At 58.8% G+C, this 16272-nt stretch carries 10 protein-coding genes; 3 read left to right on the forward strand and 7 right to left on the reverse strand.

The annotated features are described in order from the left end of the window. Positions 1–5: 5 nt before the first annotated feature. The 4 genes from AB4N53_RS13540 to AB4N53_RS13555 all read right to left on the reverse strand — a co-directional run bounded on the left by AB4N53_RS13540 (position 6) and on the right by AB4N53_RS13555 (position 8177). Positions 6–3620 (reverse strand): Tc toxin subunit A, encoded by a 3615-nt coding sequence (locus AB4N53_RS13540; protein WP_460121057.1) that lies wholly within the window; start codon positions 3618–3620, stop codon positions 6–8. A 140-nt stretch (positions 3621–3760) separates the two neighbouring features. Next, positions 3761–7012 (reverse strand): hypothetical protein, encoded by a 3252-nt coding sequence (locus tag AB4N53_RS13545; RefSeq protein WP_460121059.1) that lies wholly within the window; start codon positions 7010–7012, stop codon positions 3761–3763. Between the two features lie 188 nt (positions 7013–7200). Next, positions 7201–7560 (reverse strand): PilZ domain-containing protein, encoded by a 360-nt coding sequence (locus AB4N53_RS13550; protein ID WP_460121060.1) that lies wholly within the window; start codon positions 7558–7560, stop codon positions 7201–7203. A 230-nt stretch (positions 7561–7790) separates the two neighbouring features. Beyond that, complete coding sequence (locus tag AB4N53_RS13555; protein WP_016773461.1) at positions 7791–8177, reverse strand: tetratricopeptide repeat protein; 387 nt, start codon at positions 8175–8177, stop codon at positions 7791–7793. Positions 8178–8367: 190 nt separating this feature from the next. Here AB4N53_RS13555 and pyk point away from each other — a divergent pair, with 190 nt between their 5' ends. Together pyk and AB4N53_RS13565 are read left to right on the forward strand one after the other, a co-directional pair. After that, positions 8368–9819 (forward strand): pyruvate kinase, encoded by a 1452-nt coding sequence (pyk, locus tag AB4N53_RS13560; protein WP_024014116.1) that lies wholly within the window; start codon positions 8368–8370, stop codon positions 9817–9819. 201 nt (positions 9820–10020) lie between these two features. Next, positions 10021–11316 carry a hypothetical protein gene (locus AB4N53_RS13565; RefSeq protein ID WP_460121062.1) on the forward strand — a complete coding sequence of 432 codons (1296 nt, stop codon included), beginning with the start codon at positions 10021–10023 and terminating at the stop codon, positions 11314–11316. Between the two features lie 137 nt (positions 11317–11453). Here AB4N53_RS13565 and AB4N53_RS13570 read toward each other — a convergent pair whose 3' ends face one another. The 3 genes from AB4N53_RS13570 to AB4N53_RS13580 are packed head-to-tail and all read right to left on the reverse strand — an operon-like array spanning position 11454 to position 14261. After that, on the reverse strand, positions 11454–12197 hold the full coding sequence (locus AB4N53_RS13570; protein WP_460121064.1) for an enoyl-CoA hydratase-related protein: 744 nt from the start codon (positions 12195–12197) through the stop codon (positions 11454–11456). Positions 12198–12226: 29 nt separating this feature from the next. Beyond that, the gene (locus AB4N53_RS13575) at positions 12227–13162 is read right to left on the reverse strand and encodes an iron-sulfur-binding ferredoxin reductase (protein WP_460121065.1); all 936 of its coding nucleotides are present in this window, start codon (positions 13160–13162) and stop codon (positions 12227–12229) included. Further along, positions 13155–14261 carry a GGDEF domain-containing protein gene (locus tag AB4N53_RS13580; protein WP_460121067.1) on the reverse strand — a complete coding sequence of 369 codons (1107 nt, stop codon included), beginning with the start codon at positions 14259–14261 and terminating at the stop codon, positions 13155–13157. The genes AB4N53_RS13575 and AB4N53_RS13580 overlap by 8 nt, the downstream gene beginning before the upstream one ends. A gap of 437 nt (positions 14262–14698) precedes the next feature. Between AB4N53_RS13580 and AB4N53_RS13585 the strand changes: the two genes are divergently transcribed. After that, positions 14699–16222: a fumarate hydratase gene (locus AB4N53_RS13585; RefSeq protein WP_016773454.1), complete on the forward strand. Its 1524-nt coding sequence runs from the start codon at positions 14699–14701 to the stop codon at positions 16220–16222. Positions 16223–16272 lie beyond the last annotated feature (50 nt).

A 16272-nucleotide genomic window follows, 5' to 3' on the forward strand; every position in this document is an offset into this window, starting at 1 on the left:
TACCCTCAGGAAGCCGGCTCGTTATCTTCGAACGTGATGGGATCGAAATAGGCTGCAATGCCGCTATCAGCGCTTCTCACGATGATTTCGAACGTGCCGCCGGTATGGCTGGAGACAACTACCTGTGAGCGGCCTTGCTCATCGGTAACGCCATGATCCGGTTCAATGACCGCGACTCCTTCGCTTGGCGATGGCAAGCTCCAGCTCCACTCAACCTTGCGTTTTTTGCCGGGATTGCCGTAGTCATCCAGCAACTGGATGCTGAATGCGACAGTCTGGCCGATCCTGACACTGCCAGGCGGCAGCTGTGATGTCTTCTCAGGCGTCATGGAGGTCAGGTCCACGACAATATCAACGGGGCCTGCGGGTCTCGGTTCGAACAGTGCAGGCCAGAAGAGCGGTGTTTCTCTGCCCGGCAACGCCCCCGGCGTGAAGGTCGCGGTGAGTACACCCTCTAGATTGGTGTCGTTGCTGACAATGTCGCCCAGCGTCGTTTGCCAGTTCAGGCGAAGGCCACTGAGCGGCTTGTTATTGGCGTCGGTGACAGTAACGGTATATGTGGCTTTTTCACCGGGTTTGTTGGCGATGACCGTGGCAGGGCTCAATGTCCAGACCACGTTGACCAGTTGATCCAGATCGCCCGCCCCCGGAATAACGGGAACCAGCGGTTCGGTTTCGCTGAGCAGGGCGAACTCGGCAGCCGCTTCATATGCATTGCTGACGTCTTCTTCCGGCAGCTTGCCGATCAGAAGCATGGTCTTGGCATCCATGCCACTCTCTGCAGACAGCCTGCGCAGGCGCATCAGAACGTCCAGCTGAGGAAGATTTTTCAGCACCTTGGTCGCCGGCACTATGTGCAAGAGACATTCATGCACGTCTTGCACACTCCAGCCCAAAAAGAGCGCCAGCCTGACTTCCGCTGCCTTTTGCGCCAGCGTCAGTGCATCACCGCTGAGATCTTCACGCAGCTCATTGACCTCTTGAAAGTAGTCCAGCAAGTCCTGCTCAGGCTGCTCGCTGATGGCAATCGCCTGGGTCATCACCGTCAGGTAGTAAAGTGTGGACAACGAAAAATCTTCCGGCGGATGGCCGATCCAGGCCTGTGATCCATAGGCCAGGTAGTCCTCCAGCAGACTTGCGCTCAAGCCGAGCTGTGTGACGATTTCACTGAAGCGGCGCACTTGGGCAAGAAGTCCAAGCAGTTCAGGGGGACTTTCATTGCGTGCGCGACGCGGTTGTTCGGCTTCGGTCATCGGCAAGTCTTTTATCTGACGCAATAACCCGAACACTGTCGCGCCAGCCCAATTGAGCGTTGACAGGACTTGCTCGGCTGCAATATTGGCGTAAACGGCAAGGGTTTCCTGGACTATCGATGACTGCGCCTCGCTGGCCTGATTGAAAACTGTCAGCATGATCGCGAGTGTCGTTTCAAGTTCTGCGGGGGGCAGGTCGCCGAGAGCGGTCCTGATCGCCCAGCGAAGTTTGTTCAGGACAAAGAGGCGGTATTCCTCAGCTGTCCCCGGTGGGGACAGCAGCAGACCATCATCATCAATCAGGGGCTGCAGACCTGCGGCCTCGATCGACAGCAATTGCACCCAGCTATCAACCCTTGCAACTGGCACGCCCGCCATCATCAGGGCGCTCTCGGAAAATAGCGCTGCGGGCAGCAAGCCGCGAACCTGTTCAAAAAACTGCAAGTCGCGATCCGTTGCTTCACTCACCGGCAGCAAGGGCGAGACGTGCTGCAACATCCAAAGCACCGGCAGGTCGCTTTGACGGCACCACTGGACACAGGTGTGCATGGCTTCGATCAGGTGCAAGGCATCCGGACCTTCCCCTGCGGGATCGATGCTCGGTTCTCCCGCCAGACCGTCAAGCCACGCTTTCCCACCGACCAGGCTCAACAGCGAAATCGCTTCTACGGGCGTGATCCCGAACATTCGCGCCAGTGCCACCAGTCGATAGAAGCTCGAAATGACTGCCCTGCTGCGCGGCAACTTCGGATTGGGCGTGTAGGCGCCGGCCACGGCGAGAGCCAGGTAGGCGTAGGTCTGAAGGTTGATACCCAGTCCGCTGCACAATTGACTGATCGTCAGGTCGACAATGCCCGGCGCGGGCACCCAGTCAAAGCCTTCACCGTCAAGTACAAAAGGGGCCCTGTGACTTCCCAGACTATTGAAGATCCGATCGAACTGCGAGAGTGCTTCGCCGCGACCATAGATCGCCAGTTGGTCGACGAACACGGCGAAATCCGCCGCAGAACAGTTGTAATGCTTGCGTAACCGCTGGAACAGACCCAGACCATGAACGACGTTTTCGGAGATCGCCCACTGCTTGTTTCCCGCGCCGCGACGCTCGGCGTTGATCAAGGCCGCCACGACGTCATCCACTTCGCCACTGGGCATTTCAAACCATTTATCCAGGCGTAACTTGCGGTTCATCCGGTCGAAACCGTTCAGGCCCTGAGCGGTGTAGGGCGCCAGGTAGATTCGCGCGTATTGACTGCCACCGTCATAGAAACCAATACCGGGATGCTTACCGCCATTGATATAAACCGAACCGTAGCGTCCGCTTTCGGATGTACCGTCATCGGCGATGTCGTACCGCACATTTGGCGAGCGTTCCGATTCGAAAGCACCTACCGATAACAGGCGCGTCAGCATTGGCGTATCGAGTTTCGTCCGTTCGCAAAAAAACTTGACCTGATTGAGGTTGAACACATCCGTGCCTTCAACGCCGAAGTTGTCGGTATAAAATTTCCCATAGACTTCGGCGTCGAACGGGATGAAAGGCTCTGTCAGAAGCTTGCGCTGATAGGGCCCCAGGCCCGTGTCATGCGCCCATGCAGCCCCTGACCCGGCAACCCAGTTATCCGAACGAAGGAAACCAGGCGACAGCAAATCGATAGCCCGCACAAAATCACCTGCCAACAGCTCATGGGCGCGCACCACTTCTTCAATGGTGCTCCAGGGTTGGTAGTAGGGCAGACCATTGGGATAACGCGCAGCAATCAGTGCCTCTCGCTGATCCTCTATCGGAATGTTCGAGTCGATGAAAGTCTGCAGGATCGAACTACTGACTTCGACCGAAGACACGCGCTGGTGCACCGATTGCTCGTCGATCAACAGGTGCTTGAGGTCCGCTCGCCGATCGTGCAATGGCTTGCTTGCGGGGTCGCCTGCAACCTCGATCTCGTCAACGAACTGGTAGAGGTTCACCAGATACGCCTGCAGCGAATCAATAGCCTCGGGCGAACCCACAGGACACATCTGTTCAAACCCGGGGGTAAACAGGCGCTCCAGATTGGGACCGTCGACTATGGAAAGCAGCCCACTGAAAGACTCGGCTGGCGCCCTGTGGCTCCCGCGCTGGGTGTGCTCGATGTACTGGCGCAAGATATAGGTGGCCATAGAGCGCAGTGGCCGGATGATTCTTTGTGCATCAACGGGACTCAGACCATATCGGCTGATCAAACCCTCGGCGTTGTGTTTAACCAGCGGGAAAATCGAGCTGTCCTGGAGGTCGGCACGCAGCTTTGCCAGGCCGGTGTTTTCAGCGAACGCTGACTCACCGAATATCTGGTCCAGCAATTGCTGAGCGGGACGAAGCGTATCTGCCATGATCGGTATCCTTGGGTATGACGGCGCTGAACCACCTCGCCAATTGTCCGCAGCGACGTCGGATTGACTGGAATTAAGCGCTCATGACCGCCAACTGTCGCCTGTCAGAACTGACAGGTTTGTCTACCGTTCATCGGGTTCTACCGACGCTGTTTCGCTGGCGCGTCTCCAGCGTCAACCTCGAAACGCGAACTCAGCACCCGCTCTGACACTGTTTCTCCTTGGTCATCAGTGAGCGTCTGGTGAAACCAGCACCAAGTGTTACCTGCCGGCAGCGATTGTCCTGACTGGCCCTGCCATTGCCCTCCGTCCACTGGAACGTGCTCGAGCCAGACCACCTCAGGATTGAACCAGCTCACCAGTTGGCCGACACCCGGGCGACCATGTCCTCGGAACCAAGGGTTGCGATCGACCTGGCGCCCTGGTTGCGGCGCCTCGATGACTGGCAGATAAGTGCCCACCGCCAGCTGCTGCAGGGTCGGCTCAGATTGAAACTCTGCGGATGAAGCAATCACCTGCAACGCGTGATTGCCGCCTGCAACACTCAGGTTCAACAGCATCGACCAGGTGCGATTGTCCGCGACCACGGCCTCGCCCCGGGCATCGCCCAGTGTCGCCAGTACTTTGTCGCCGGGTACGCCAAAACCGCACACCCACACTCGCCTGCCCACATGATCGTCGGCGGTTGGGGTTTCGATGGAAGGAGCGTTCGGGACAACCCTGTAGCTGCGTATCGGGCTTTCTTCGGACCGGGTCCCCGCGAACGCTTGCCGGGCCCAGAGTTGATGGTGTCCGGTCAACTGTTTCAACTCCCAGTGCCAGGAACCATCAGGCTGGACTTCGATATCGGCGGCCAGTTGCACGTTCGCATCCACGTCCCATATTTCAACGTAGGCGCCGCGCCAACCGGTGCCCTCAATCCTGCCATCGCGCGGCATGGTGCCGTCCTGCTCGGGAACGGTGATCTGTGGGGCGAGTAGCGCTACCGTGAATGCACGCGGATCACTGGGCTCGGATTTCTGCTCCTCCAGCGTTTGCTGCGCATCAATGCTGTACCAACGCCGCGACAGATCGGTCAGGTTGATCGACCAGGGGCCATTTGCGGTCAAGTCCAGTGGTTGCCCCAGTGCATTGCCATATTGCGCATCGCGCAATTGCATCGAGGCGCCGGCCATGCCGTTGCTGCCGGTCACAATCAGATCCGCTGCGACCACGGCACCTTCCAGCGGTGTGTCGATCTGCGGTTTCAGCACGCTTCGGCTGACCGCGAAGTCTTTTCTGACCGCAACCGACTCCTGTTCGGCAGCAATCTGGGTGACAGTGACGGTGTATTGACCCGGTACAAAACCACCGGGCTTTTCGTAGCGCCATTGACCCTCATCCGTTTCAGCCACATACCGACCGTCGCCGTTGAAGGCCAGGAGTACCTCGGCACCCGGCCAGCAGGTGCCGGTAAATATTGGCGACTGGCCGTTTTCCTGTGGATCATTCAGGCCTGGCGCCTGAGGCGGGATGGAAAAGGAATACACGAGGGGTTCAGGTGCACCTACATTCGCTATGGACTGGTGAATGCCGATTGTCTGATCTTTAGTCGGCCCCAACTCATCAAGGGTAGCGCTTGACCACCGCTCATTCACCACGACCGTGCTGGGAGCAATTTCCCAGCCGTCAGGACGAATAAACCGGACAGTCGCACCTGGGTAGCCCTTGCCGCTGAACACCGGACGATAGGTTGGGGTATGAGTGACTTCGCTGACCTGTGGAATCCAGTGTTTGACATCAAACTGACAGGCATGCGAGTCGATCCAGCCGCTGGCGTTGTCGGCGATCTGCTGCACGACCTCGACTGAATAATTGCCCAGCCCCCAGCCTGTTGCTGTTACGACCCAGGAACCATCGTTTCGCACGTCGACGAGGGGAGGCGTGTTCGGTGGCGTGGGGCCTGGGAAACTTTTGACGATAAACCGGATTCGCGTGGCGAGTTTCGGGTTGTAGTGGCCGGCGCCGGAGAACTGCACTGTTTGTGCGAAAGGAAATTCGTACTTGGGTATTTCAAGCGTCGGCGGACGAATGCGGAAGCCATGCGCCTTGAGTGCCCCGGAGGAGAGACCCTGGAGCGTTTGTCTCACCACAAGAGAGAGCGGACCCGGTGCCAAGCCTTTCAATTTGACGCGCCAATTAGCGTTTGTCAGCTCCTCACTTGCACCTAACAGGACGTTGCTCAGATCCTCGAAAACTTCGACCTTGGCGCCGAGCAATCCATTATCGCCTTCAAGGTCGAAAGCCGCCTCTTGCAAAACTTCGGAATCGATGGCGGGAAAACCCAACATCCTCAAGGCTACTTCGTTTGAGTAAGAGTCAGATTGACCGGCCGATTGGTTTTTTGCTCTGACTAAAAAATAACCGGAGGGGACGAATATCCCAGACTTAAGGGGAAGCGCCCAAGTGTCAGTGTTGGAATCGTCGCTTACGGTCAACGTAACATTGTTATTGCGCGCGTCCTGTACCGAAATTTCTGCTTCTCTGTTACGAGTCCCCTTGAAAACCAATTGCGAGTGATTCACCAGGGTGTTTGCCAAGGGTGAGGTTATTTCAACCTGCAATTTTCGAATCGCGACTACACCGGATCCAAGCGATCTCTCAGAACCTATCTGCTGGACTGCATAAAACGACGTAATGTCCGAGGGCAATGTAATGGACGCAATCCAATTACCGCCCCCTGTCGGAATCGCAGTGGCCAACGCGACTGAAAAAGGGCCACGCAGCCCGAACAGATAGATAGTACCAGCAGGCAGATGACCGTTTCCCTGAACATTGAAAGACGTACTGACCAGTTGATCTGGTTTCGGTGATGTTATGAAAGGCGGCGGTGCGGGAACGATTTTTTGATTCCAACCCTCCGAAGGCCCGACATCATTATTAGTTCCGTCATATTGAATACGCATTTGCAGATAAACTTCTACACCATACGCCCCAAGTGGCACGCTCAAGTGAGCTGAGTAGTCATGCCACTGTGTGTCTTGGCTCATCGTGTCTGGTGAGTTTTTGCGTTCATATGCACCAGCGTTGAGCGCCAAATCAATATTGGCGCGATACCAGTTCCCATATCGGGTAGTCATTCTGTACCTTAAGGTCCTTACATAAATCCATCCATTTTCAAACTTGTATTGACACTTCAGTTCGGTAGTCAGGGAAGGCACGCGCGGGTGAGTCTGATAAAGGGTAGTGGTGACAGTGTTGGCCCAGAACACTTCGGAATATTGTTCCCCCTCGCCCACACCTGCGAAGGAAGCCTTATCAGCGAGAGATTCGTCCGTTAAGCGGTTGGTGTGAGCTTGATTCTCGCTCTCCTGCTCATTCCCGCTCTTGGATTTTCCAATCTCGTTGTCCATTTCAGTGCTCCTGCGCAAGTAGGCAAACTTGCACCGAAGCTACGGGACTGCGGAATGAGCGACCACTGTCAGTTCTGACAGTCGAAAAGACCTTGTTGGCATTAAAAACGTCATAACAATAGCGAAACAACTATTTAACCGGCGGGCGCACGCTCGATACCTGGCTACCTGGACTCAGCGGATTCCAATCAAGCCGATGCCGGCATCGGTTGAAAACTGAAGTAGCGCTGCAACGCCAGCACCAGTTGCCCGAATTCCGCCGGCGCGCGGCGCAGGATGAAGCCGGCGTCGTAATGCAACGGCGTGGCGTCTTCATGGCACCACACGCAGCAGGCGCTGAAATCGATCACTTGCTGGCTGCCATCGCGGGCCGGGACTTTGACGCGTAACTGGAAATCCATCCCGACCATCATCGGCAGGTTGCTGATGAGCATCAGCCCGTCCGCCGATACATTGCCGAGAAAGCCGACGGGTCTGTCGGTGACGCTGTTGAATACTCTGAGGTAGTACGGCAATTGGTGCCGTTCGATCCGGCGGTCGGTAAACATGATGTGCTGTTCGCCATGCAGGGCTCAGCAAGGAGCCGCACCTGTGCTTCGGAACGAACCTGTGGAGCAGGCCCGCTCTCCCCGCTTCCGGTGTGACGGTCGCAATAGCGCCGTCACCTTTACCACTGCCAGTCGCAGGTGTTGCGCCGCTATCGAGACAAGGCTCGCGAGCGGTTTCCTTGACTATAGCGGAGCTTGTACAGACGGCCAGATTTTGTAGGGCAACACCGTCAGAAGCGCGTCGGCCGCACCACAGCAGCGGCGCTGCGTGTCGGGTAATGGCCCAGGCTCTGCAAGGTTTCCAGACGCGCGCGGGCGCGGTAGGCGTATTCGCTGTTCGGGTACGAAGCGATGATGAACTGGTAAGTCTGCACCGCGTCGATGTAGAGCTTCTGCCGTTCCAGGCACTGGCCGCGCATCATCGACACTTCAGGCCACACGTACGGCCGGGCGCGGCTGGCACGTTCGACCTTGGACAACTCGAGCATCACCTGCTCGCAATTGCCGCGCTCATAGGCGCTGTAGGCGTTGTTCAAATGATGGTTCATCGACCAACGGGTGCAGCCCGTCGCGGCGAGGACGCTGAGGGCAAGGGCGGCAATGGGCAACAATCGCATGGGGGTTCTCCTGTCTTGTGCTCTGTATCGACCCCTGGTCGGAAATCTTCAGGCGCGCTGGTCGCAAAGTTGCCGCGTTCAATAAAGAAAGCAATAACGAAGCTCTTCACAAAAAGTAGTGCAAACGAACAATGACTACACCCCTAGACCATAGTAGCCTCTGCCTGCGCTTGAACTCAGGAGTCTTTGCATGTCCGTCCGTCGTACCAAAATCGTCGCTACCCTTGGCCCGGCCAGTAACTCGCCGGAAGTTCTCGAACAGCTGATTCTGGCTGGTCTGGATGTCGCCCGTCTGAACTTCTCCCACGGCACCCCCGACGAGCACAAGGCTCGCGCGAAGCTGGTGCGTGACCTCGCTGCCAAGCACGGCCGCTTCGTCGCCCTGCTCGGCGACCTGCAAGGCCCGAAAATCCGTATCGCCAAATTCGCCAACAAGAAGATCGAGCTGAAGATCGGTGACAAGTTCACCTTCTCCACCAGTCATCCGCTGACCGAAGGCAACCAGCAGGTGGTCGGCATCGACTACCCGGATCTGGTCAAGGACTGCGGCGTTGGCGACGAGCTGCTGCTCGACGACGGCCGCGTGGTGATGCGCGTTGAAACCGCCACGGCCACCGAGCTGCATTGCGTGGTGACCATCGGCGGTCCGCTGTCCGATCACAAAGGCATCAACCGTCGTGGTGGCGGTCTGACCGCTCCGGCCCTGACTGAAAAAGACAAGGCCGACATCAAGCTCGCCGCCGAGATGGAAGTCGACTACCTCGCGGTGTCCTTCCCGCGTGACGCCGCCGACATGGAATACGCCCGTCAACTGCGCGACGAGGCCGGCGGCACTGCCTGGCTGGTGGCGAAGATCGAACGCGCCGAAGCCGTGGCCGACGACGAAACCCTCGACGGCCTGATCAAGGCTTCCGACGCAGTGATGGTTGCCCGTGGCGACCTCGGTGTGGAAATCGGCGATGCCGAGCTGGTGGGCATTCAGAAGAAAATCATTCTGCACGCCCGTCGCCACAACAAGGCGGTGATCGTGGCAACGCAGATGATGGAGTCGATGATCCAGAATCCGATGCCGACCCGCGCCGAAGTGTCCGACGTGGCCAACGCCGTGCTCGACTACACCGACGCCGTCATGCTGTCGGCCGAATCTGCCGCTGGCCTGTACCCACTGGAAGCCGTGCAGGCGATGGCGCGCATCTGCGTCGGCGCCGAGAAGCACCCGACCGGCAAGACCTCCAGCCACCGCATCGGCAAGGAGTTCAGCCGCTGTGACGAGAGCATTGCGCTGGCGACCATGTACACCGCCAACCACTTCCCGGGCGTCAAAGCGATCATTGCGTTGACTGAAAGCGGCTTCACCCCGCTGATCATGTCGCGTATCCGCTCCTCGGTGCCGATCTACGCGTTTACCCCGCACCGCGAAGCCCAGGCCCGCGCGGCGATGTTCCGTGGCGTCTACACCATCCCGTTCGATCCGGCCTCGCTGGAACCGCACGAAGTCAGCCAGAAAGCCATCGACGAGCTGACCAAGCGCGGCGTCGTGGAAAAAGGCGACTGGGTCATCCTGACCAAGGGCGACAGCTACCACACCACCGGTGGCACCAACGGCATGAAGATCCTGCATGTCGGTGATCCGCAGGTCTGAGTGATCGGAAGTTGAAACACCAAAGCCCCGCCATGTGAATGGCGGGGCTTTTTGTTGCCTGCATGTTGCTGAAAACCAATTTTCGCAGAACTTCAACTGTCAGTTTTGTCAGTTGTCGCGAGAGCCATTCCTGATTAGCGTGCAACTTCGTCACCCAACCACTCAAGACTGGACACGACTTGTGATCAGGGAGGATTGAAGATGGAAATTGCGGCAAACATCTCGCCAGGTAAGTTCGACCCGACGTTTGGCAATCAGGGCGTTGCCACTCCGAAAAAACCTCCCGACGCTTTAGGAAATCTTGTCCTGAGAGGTTTGATGGTCGACAAAACAGGACGCACCTATATCGCGGGAAGCATAGGTCAATCGACCGGTAACGCTTACTACCTGATCAGACTGGATATCAATGGCGTACACGACACTCAATTTGGCCAGAACGGGTACGTAACCGGTCAATTTGAGGACGGGGAAGGATCGCATTCCTTCGCTAACGAAATAGTGGAACAGGCTGACGGCAAACTGCTGCTCATCGGCAGTTTCTTTCAGGCTAGCCTTAAGCGTGCCATAGGAGTCGTGCGTCTCGACGTCGCTGGCAACCTTGATCCTGCATTCAACAAAACCGGCAAAGTCGCTGTTTACCTCTCGGATGATGACCCGGCACATCAGACGCACCAGCAACTACTCAACCCAACGAACTCAGAATCGGGTAGCCAGCGGTCAACCGTTCTGCCTGACGGCAAGATCGTATTGCATACCACCGTAGGTCGGGATGGAAACAAAATAGCGACAGCAGTCATTCGACTCTTGCCTGACGGCACACGGGATGTTGAATTCAACCAGGGAGAAATCGCTTACGTTCTCCACCCGAATTTCACTCACACAGAGCTATACGATCTATTGGCAAAACAGGATGGCACCTACGTGCTCGCGGGCTGTGTACGTAGCAATCATCCTTACCGGGCAGTACTCAACCGCTTGACTGCCACCGGGAAAATTGATGACTCGTTCGCCGATGACGGCTTTGAAGTGATGGATCCAGTAGAAAACTCGCTGAGCGTCAATGTCTTGAAAGTTATCGGGCAGACGAATAAGCGGCTGTTATCCGTTGGGTATACGGAGCCTGCACACCATGGCGTATTGATCAGCCGGGAATCCGACGGCAAACCCAACATCCAGTTCAACGCAGGCGAACCACTTCTGAGCAGACTGCAAGGCATTGACACCCTATGGCTTGACGCGTCCATCCAGAGCAGTGGACACATACTTGTTGCGGGGCTGAGTCACCTGTCCTCTGGTTTTAACTATGTTATTGCCAGCTTCATCGATGACGGCAGACTGGACACGGATTTTGCGGATGGCAAAGGCTGGCGAGTGTTCGACATGGAGAGGGGTGTTTGGCGGGGGGCTGCAATCGCGGAGGGTAAACTGACGTTCCTCGGCCAGCGGCAAGTCGAAGGCCAACGGGTTCCATGCGTCGGCCGTGGACTAATCGAGTGAGCTGGCGACGGGATCGCCGGGATTCCCCTGATTGATAGTTTTATTGGCTGGCCAGGTCCTTCGCCAGCGGGCTCGCTCCCACATTTGAAATGCAATCTCCTGTGGGAGCGAGCCTGCTCGCGAAGGCGTCTCAAGATTCAGCGAAAAAACCCGCTCAACGCCGCCATCGCCTCCGGCGAACGCAGCCGCTGGGTGAACAACGCGCCCTCCTCTTCAATCACTTTGCGCAGCAACTTGCGATCTGGCGCTCGCATCAGTTGCTTGCTGATTTGCACCGCCTCAGCCGACAATTCATCAAACCGCAGCGCCATTTCCCTTGCTTTGCTCAACGCAGCCGCGCCACTGTCCAGTGCGTCTGTCGCAATTCCCCACTGCGCAGCCTGTGCGCCGCTGAAGCTTTCACCCAGCAACAACAATTCTGCCGCTTTGGCCTGCCCAAGCAAACGCGGCAGGATCAGACTGGAGCCAAACTCCGGGCATAAACCAAGATTGACGAATGGCATGCGCAGGCGCGCATCGCGGCTGACATAGACCAGATCGCAGTGCAGCAGCAGGGTCGTGCCAATCCCCACCGCTGCTCCGGCCACGGCGGCGATCACCGGTTTGCGGCATTCGAGCAGATTGAGCATGAAGTGAAATACCGGGCTGTCGAGGTCGCTCGGCGGTTGCTCGAGGAAGTCGGCGATGTCGTTGCCGGCGGTGAAGCACTCGGCGCTGCCGCTGATCAGCACGGCATTGATTTGCGGGTCATCGTCGGCCTGTTTCAGGGCCTCGGCGAGGCGGCTGTACATGGCGCGGGTCAGGGCGTTTTTCTTGTCCGGGCGGTTGAGGCGCAGGGTCAGCAAACCGCGCTCGCGTTCCAGCAGGATGACTTCGGTCATGGCGTGTCTCGCGTCTGAAATATCAGCGCTCAACCACGGGACAGGAACACGTCGGCCAGCAGTTGGTTGCGCGGCAATCCGGCCAGGTACAGACGCTTGGCGAAGGCGTCGACACTGGCCGTCGAGCCGCAGACTAAGGCCAGGGTTTGCCGGGAAACAAGGCGCAGTTGCGCCAAAGCGGCGGCTGACTCGGCCGCTGTCCACAGTTCGACGCGGAGGTTTTCCCGCTGCGCGGCCAGTGCGGCAAGGGGTTTGGCCAGATAGTGCTCGCGTTCGTCATGGGCCAGGTGAATGACGCGGATGGCGCCTTGGTGATCCTGGCGCAAGGCTTCGCGGAGCACGCCGAACAACGGGCCTAAACCGGTGCCGGCGGCGAGCAGCCAGAGCGGTCGCGCATGCCAGTCCGGATCGTAATGCAAGGCGCCACCGCGCAGTTCGCCGAGGCGGATTGAGTCGCCGATCTGCAGCTTGCGTGCGGCATCGACGAATTCGCCGGGCTGGCGGCAATCGAGGTGAAACTCAAGAAATCGGTCTTCCTGCGGCAGGCTCGCCAGCGAATACGGACGGGCGATATGGCCGATCCACAACACCAGATGCTGGCCGGCGCTGTAACGCAGTGGCCGTTGCGGGACCAGACGCAGACGCAAAACGTTGTCGCTGAGCCAGTCCAGCGCCTCGACCACGGCCGGGCGACCGTCGGCAATCGGATCGAAGGTGTGCACCTGCAGATCTTCGCTCACCTGGCATTGGCAGGCCAGCCGCCAGCCCTGCTGGCGCTGTTCGGCGCTCAAGGCGTCCGGGCGGTTGTCAGTGGGCAGGCCTTGCACGCATTGCACCAGACAGGCGTGGCAACTGCCGGCGCGACAGCTGTAGGGCACCGCGACGCCGTTCTGATTCAGACTGTCGAGCAGGTTGCTGCCCGCATCAACCGTCCATTGCCGATCACCGACACGCAATTCAGGCATCGACGTTCTCCCACGCGGCGGCACAACGATTGCGTCCGTCACGCTTGGCCCGGTACAGCGCCTGATCGGCGCGCTGCAAGGCTTCGTCCAGATCATCGCCAACCGCCAACAGGGTCATGCCCGCCGACAGGCTCAGGTTGCGCACTTGCAAGCCCATCAACTCAACCTCGCTGAAGGCAATGCGCAAACGCTCGCAACAGGCGGTCAGGCGTTCGGCATCGCAGTCGGGCACTAGCACCACGAACTCCTCGCCACCATAGCGCGCCAGCACATCGCCGTCGCGCAGGCAGGCTTGTGCCACACCGGCAAATGCCTGCAGCACCTGATCGCCAGCGGCGTGGCCGTGCAGGTCGTTGATGCGTTTGAAGTGGTCCAGATCGATCAGCGCCAGGCCGTGCATCACGTCGCTGTCCAGCGCGTTGAGCTCGCGCGAGGCAATGCGCAGGAAGTGGCGGCGATTGAACAGCCCGGTCAGCTCATCGGTGGCAACCAGATCTTCGAGCTGGCGCATCATCCCGCGCAGAGTGTCCTGATGCGCCTGCAAGGCAAACCGACGCTGCCGCTGGCGTTGCCGGGAAACCTGGACAAAGCGCGCATAGAGCACCAGCCACGCCAGCACCATCGCCAGAATGCACACCTGCAACGCCGCGAGCGCAGGCTCGGCGAGGCGCAAGTGGTAGGCGTCCCACAGGGTAATCGCGGAAAAACTGAAGAACACCAGCAGCGCGCAGCGGATAAACACCCGCCGGGTGAGATGGAACAGGCCGAACAGCAGGATCAGCACGTAGAACACCAGAAACGCACCACGTGCCTCGTCGACATGAGCGATCAGCCACGTTTGCCAGCCCAGCCCCATCAGCACTTGCGCTTCGGTCAGGCTGGGGTCGGCGAAGCGCTGGTTGCGCCCGCTCCAGAACAGCCCGAAGAGGGTCGCCTGGCTGATGACCACCAGGGCGCTGCCGATGGCCACACCACTTAGCGATTGCTGATAATGCCCGGTGAAAAACGCCAGCCACAGCAGCAGCAAAGCCAATCCGTAGGTGGCCGCAGCGAGGGCGAAGCGTTTGAGCAAAAGGCGTTGAATGGCGTTATGGGTCAATCGTTGACTCACCGTGCGATAGGAGGCTGACCGAGTGTCCTACTCTACAGACCGGATGCCACTTTAGAGGGCCGGTCGCTAAATGACCACCGATTTTCGGGCCGGGAAAATGGCGTCAAAAGTGTGGCCCACCTGGCCCAGACGGGCAGCTACAAGTCGCGAGCTTCAAGCGGCAAGCTCAAGCTGTCCGCGTATTGCCTTGACTTGCCGCTCAATGCTTGAAGCTTGCAGCTGGCGCAATGAATGACTGCCGGCGCGTGTACGGCCGATCGGGGCGCGGTATACTGCCGCGCCTTTTTAGCGTCGCGCCACAGAGGGACAGCTACGAGCCGCAAGCTTCAAGCGGCAAGCTCAAGCTGTTCGCGTACTGCTTTAACTTGCCGCTCGAAGCTAGAAGCCTGTAGCTTCCCCACCGTTTTTTTTGAGGAGCGCGACTCATGACCGTGATCAAGCAAGATGACCTGATTCAGAGCGTTGCCGACGCCCTGCAGTTCATTTCCTATTACCACCCCGTGGATTTCATCCAGGCGATGCACGAAGCCTACCTGCGCGAAGAATCGCCAGCGGCCCGTGATTCGATGGCGCAGATCCTGATCAACTCGCGCATGTGCGCCACCGGCCATCGCCCGATCTGCCAGGACACCGGTATCGTCACCGTGTTCGTCCGTGTCGGCATGGACGTACGCTGGGATGGCGCCACCATGGGCCTGGACGACATGATCAACGAAGGCGTGCGTCGCGCCTACAACCTGCCGGAAAACGTCCTGCGTGCCTCGATCCTCGCCGACCCGGCGGGTGCGCGCAAGAACACCAAGGACAACACCCCGGCCGTGATCCACTATTCCATCGTCCCGGGCAACACCGTGGAAGTGGACGTGGCAGCCAAGGGCGGCGGTTCCGAGAACAAGTCGAAAATGGCCATGCTCAACCCGTCCGACTCGATCGTTGACTGGGTACTCAAGACCGTGCCGACCATGGGCGCTGGCTGGTGCCCACCGGGCATGCTCGGTATCGGCATCGGCGGCACCGCTGAAAAAGCCGCGGTCATGGCCAAGGAAGTGTTGATGGAATCCATCGACATTCACGAGTTGAAGGCCCGTGGCCCGCAGAACCGCATCGAAGAAATGCGTCTGGAACTGTTCGAGAAGGTCAACCAGTTGGGCATCGGCGCCCAGGGCCTTGGTGGCCTGACCACCGTGCTCGACGTGAAGATCATGGATTACCCGACCCACGCCGCTTCCCTGCCGGTGTGCATGATCCCCAACTGCGCCGCCACCCGTCACGCGCACTTCGTGCTCGACGGTTCCGGCCCGGCCTCGCTGGAAGCGCCGCCGCTGGACGCCTACCCGGAAATCGTCTGGGAAGCCGGCCCGTCGGCCCGCCGTGTCAACCTCGACACCCTGACCCCGGAAGACGTGCAGAGCTGGAAGCCGGGCGAAACCGTATTGCTCAACGGCAAAATGCTCACCGGTCGCGACGCTGCGCACAAGCGCATGGTCGAAATGCTCAACAAGGGCGAAACCCTGCCGGTCGACCTCAAGGGTCGCTTCATCTATTACGTCGGCCCGGTTGATCCGGTCGGTGACGAAGTGGTTGGCCCGGCTGGCCCGACCACCGCAACGCGGATGGACAAATTCACTCGTCAGATCCTCGAGCAGACCGGTCTGTTGGGGATGATCGGCAAATCCGAGCGCGGCCCTACCGCTATCGATGCGATCAAGGACAACAAGGCCGTGTACCTGATGGCCGTGGGCGGCGCCGCCTATCTGGTTGCGCAAGCGATCAAGAAGTCCAAGGTGCTGGCATTTGCCGAACTTGGCATGGAGGCGATCTACGAGTTCGAAGTCAAGGACATGCCGGTAACGGTGGCGGTGGACAGCAAAGGCGAATCCGTACACATCACCGGGCCGGCGATCTGGCAACAGAAGATCAGCGAGAGCCTGGCGGTCGAAGTGCAGTAAGTTTTTCGCCACATCGAAACGGCCGGTGCATCTGCAAAGATGCCCGGCCG

The sequence above is a fragment of the Pseudomonas sp. H3_E04 genome, from assembly GCF_054668915.1.

Coding starts and splice junctions, on each gene's coding strand:
- AB4N53_RS13540 (WP_460121057.1), bottom strand. CDS start 3,620: ATGGCAGATACGCTTCGTCCCGCTCAGCAATTGCTGGACCAGATATTC.
- AB4N53_RS13545 (WP_460121059.1), bottom strand. CDS start 7,012: ATGGACAACGAGATTGGAAAATCCAAGAGCGGGAATGAGCAGGAGAGC.
- AB4N53_RS13550 (WP_460121060.1), bottom strand. CDS start 7,560: ATGTTTACCGACCGCCGGATCGAACGGCACCAATTGCCGTACTACCTC.
- AB4N53_RS13555 (WP_016773461.1), bottom strand. CDS start 8,177: ATGCGATTGTTGCCCATTGCCGCCCTTGCCCTCAGCGTCCTCGCCGCG.
- pyk (WP_024014116.1), top strand. CDS start 8,368: ATGTCCGTCCGTCGTACCAAAATCGTCGCTACCCTTGGCCCGGCCAGT.
- AB4N53_RS13565 (WP_460121062.1), top strand. CDS start 10,021: ATGGAAATTGCGGCAAACATCTCGCCAGGTAAGTTCGACCCGACGTTT.
- AB4N53_RS13570 (WP_460121064.1), bottom strand. CDS start 12,197: ATGACCGAAGTCATCCTGCTGGAACGCGAGCGCGGTTTGCTGACCCTG.
- AB4N53_RS13575 (WP_460121065.1), bottom strand. CDS start 13,162: ATGCCTGAATTGCGTGTCGGTGATCGGCAATGGACGGTTGATGCGGGC.
- AB4N53_RS13585 (WP_016773454.1), top strand. CDS start 14,699: ATGACCGTGATCAAGCAAGATGACCTGATTCAGAGCGTTGCCGACGCC.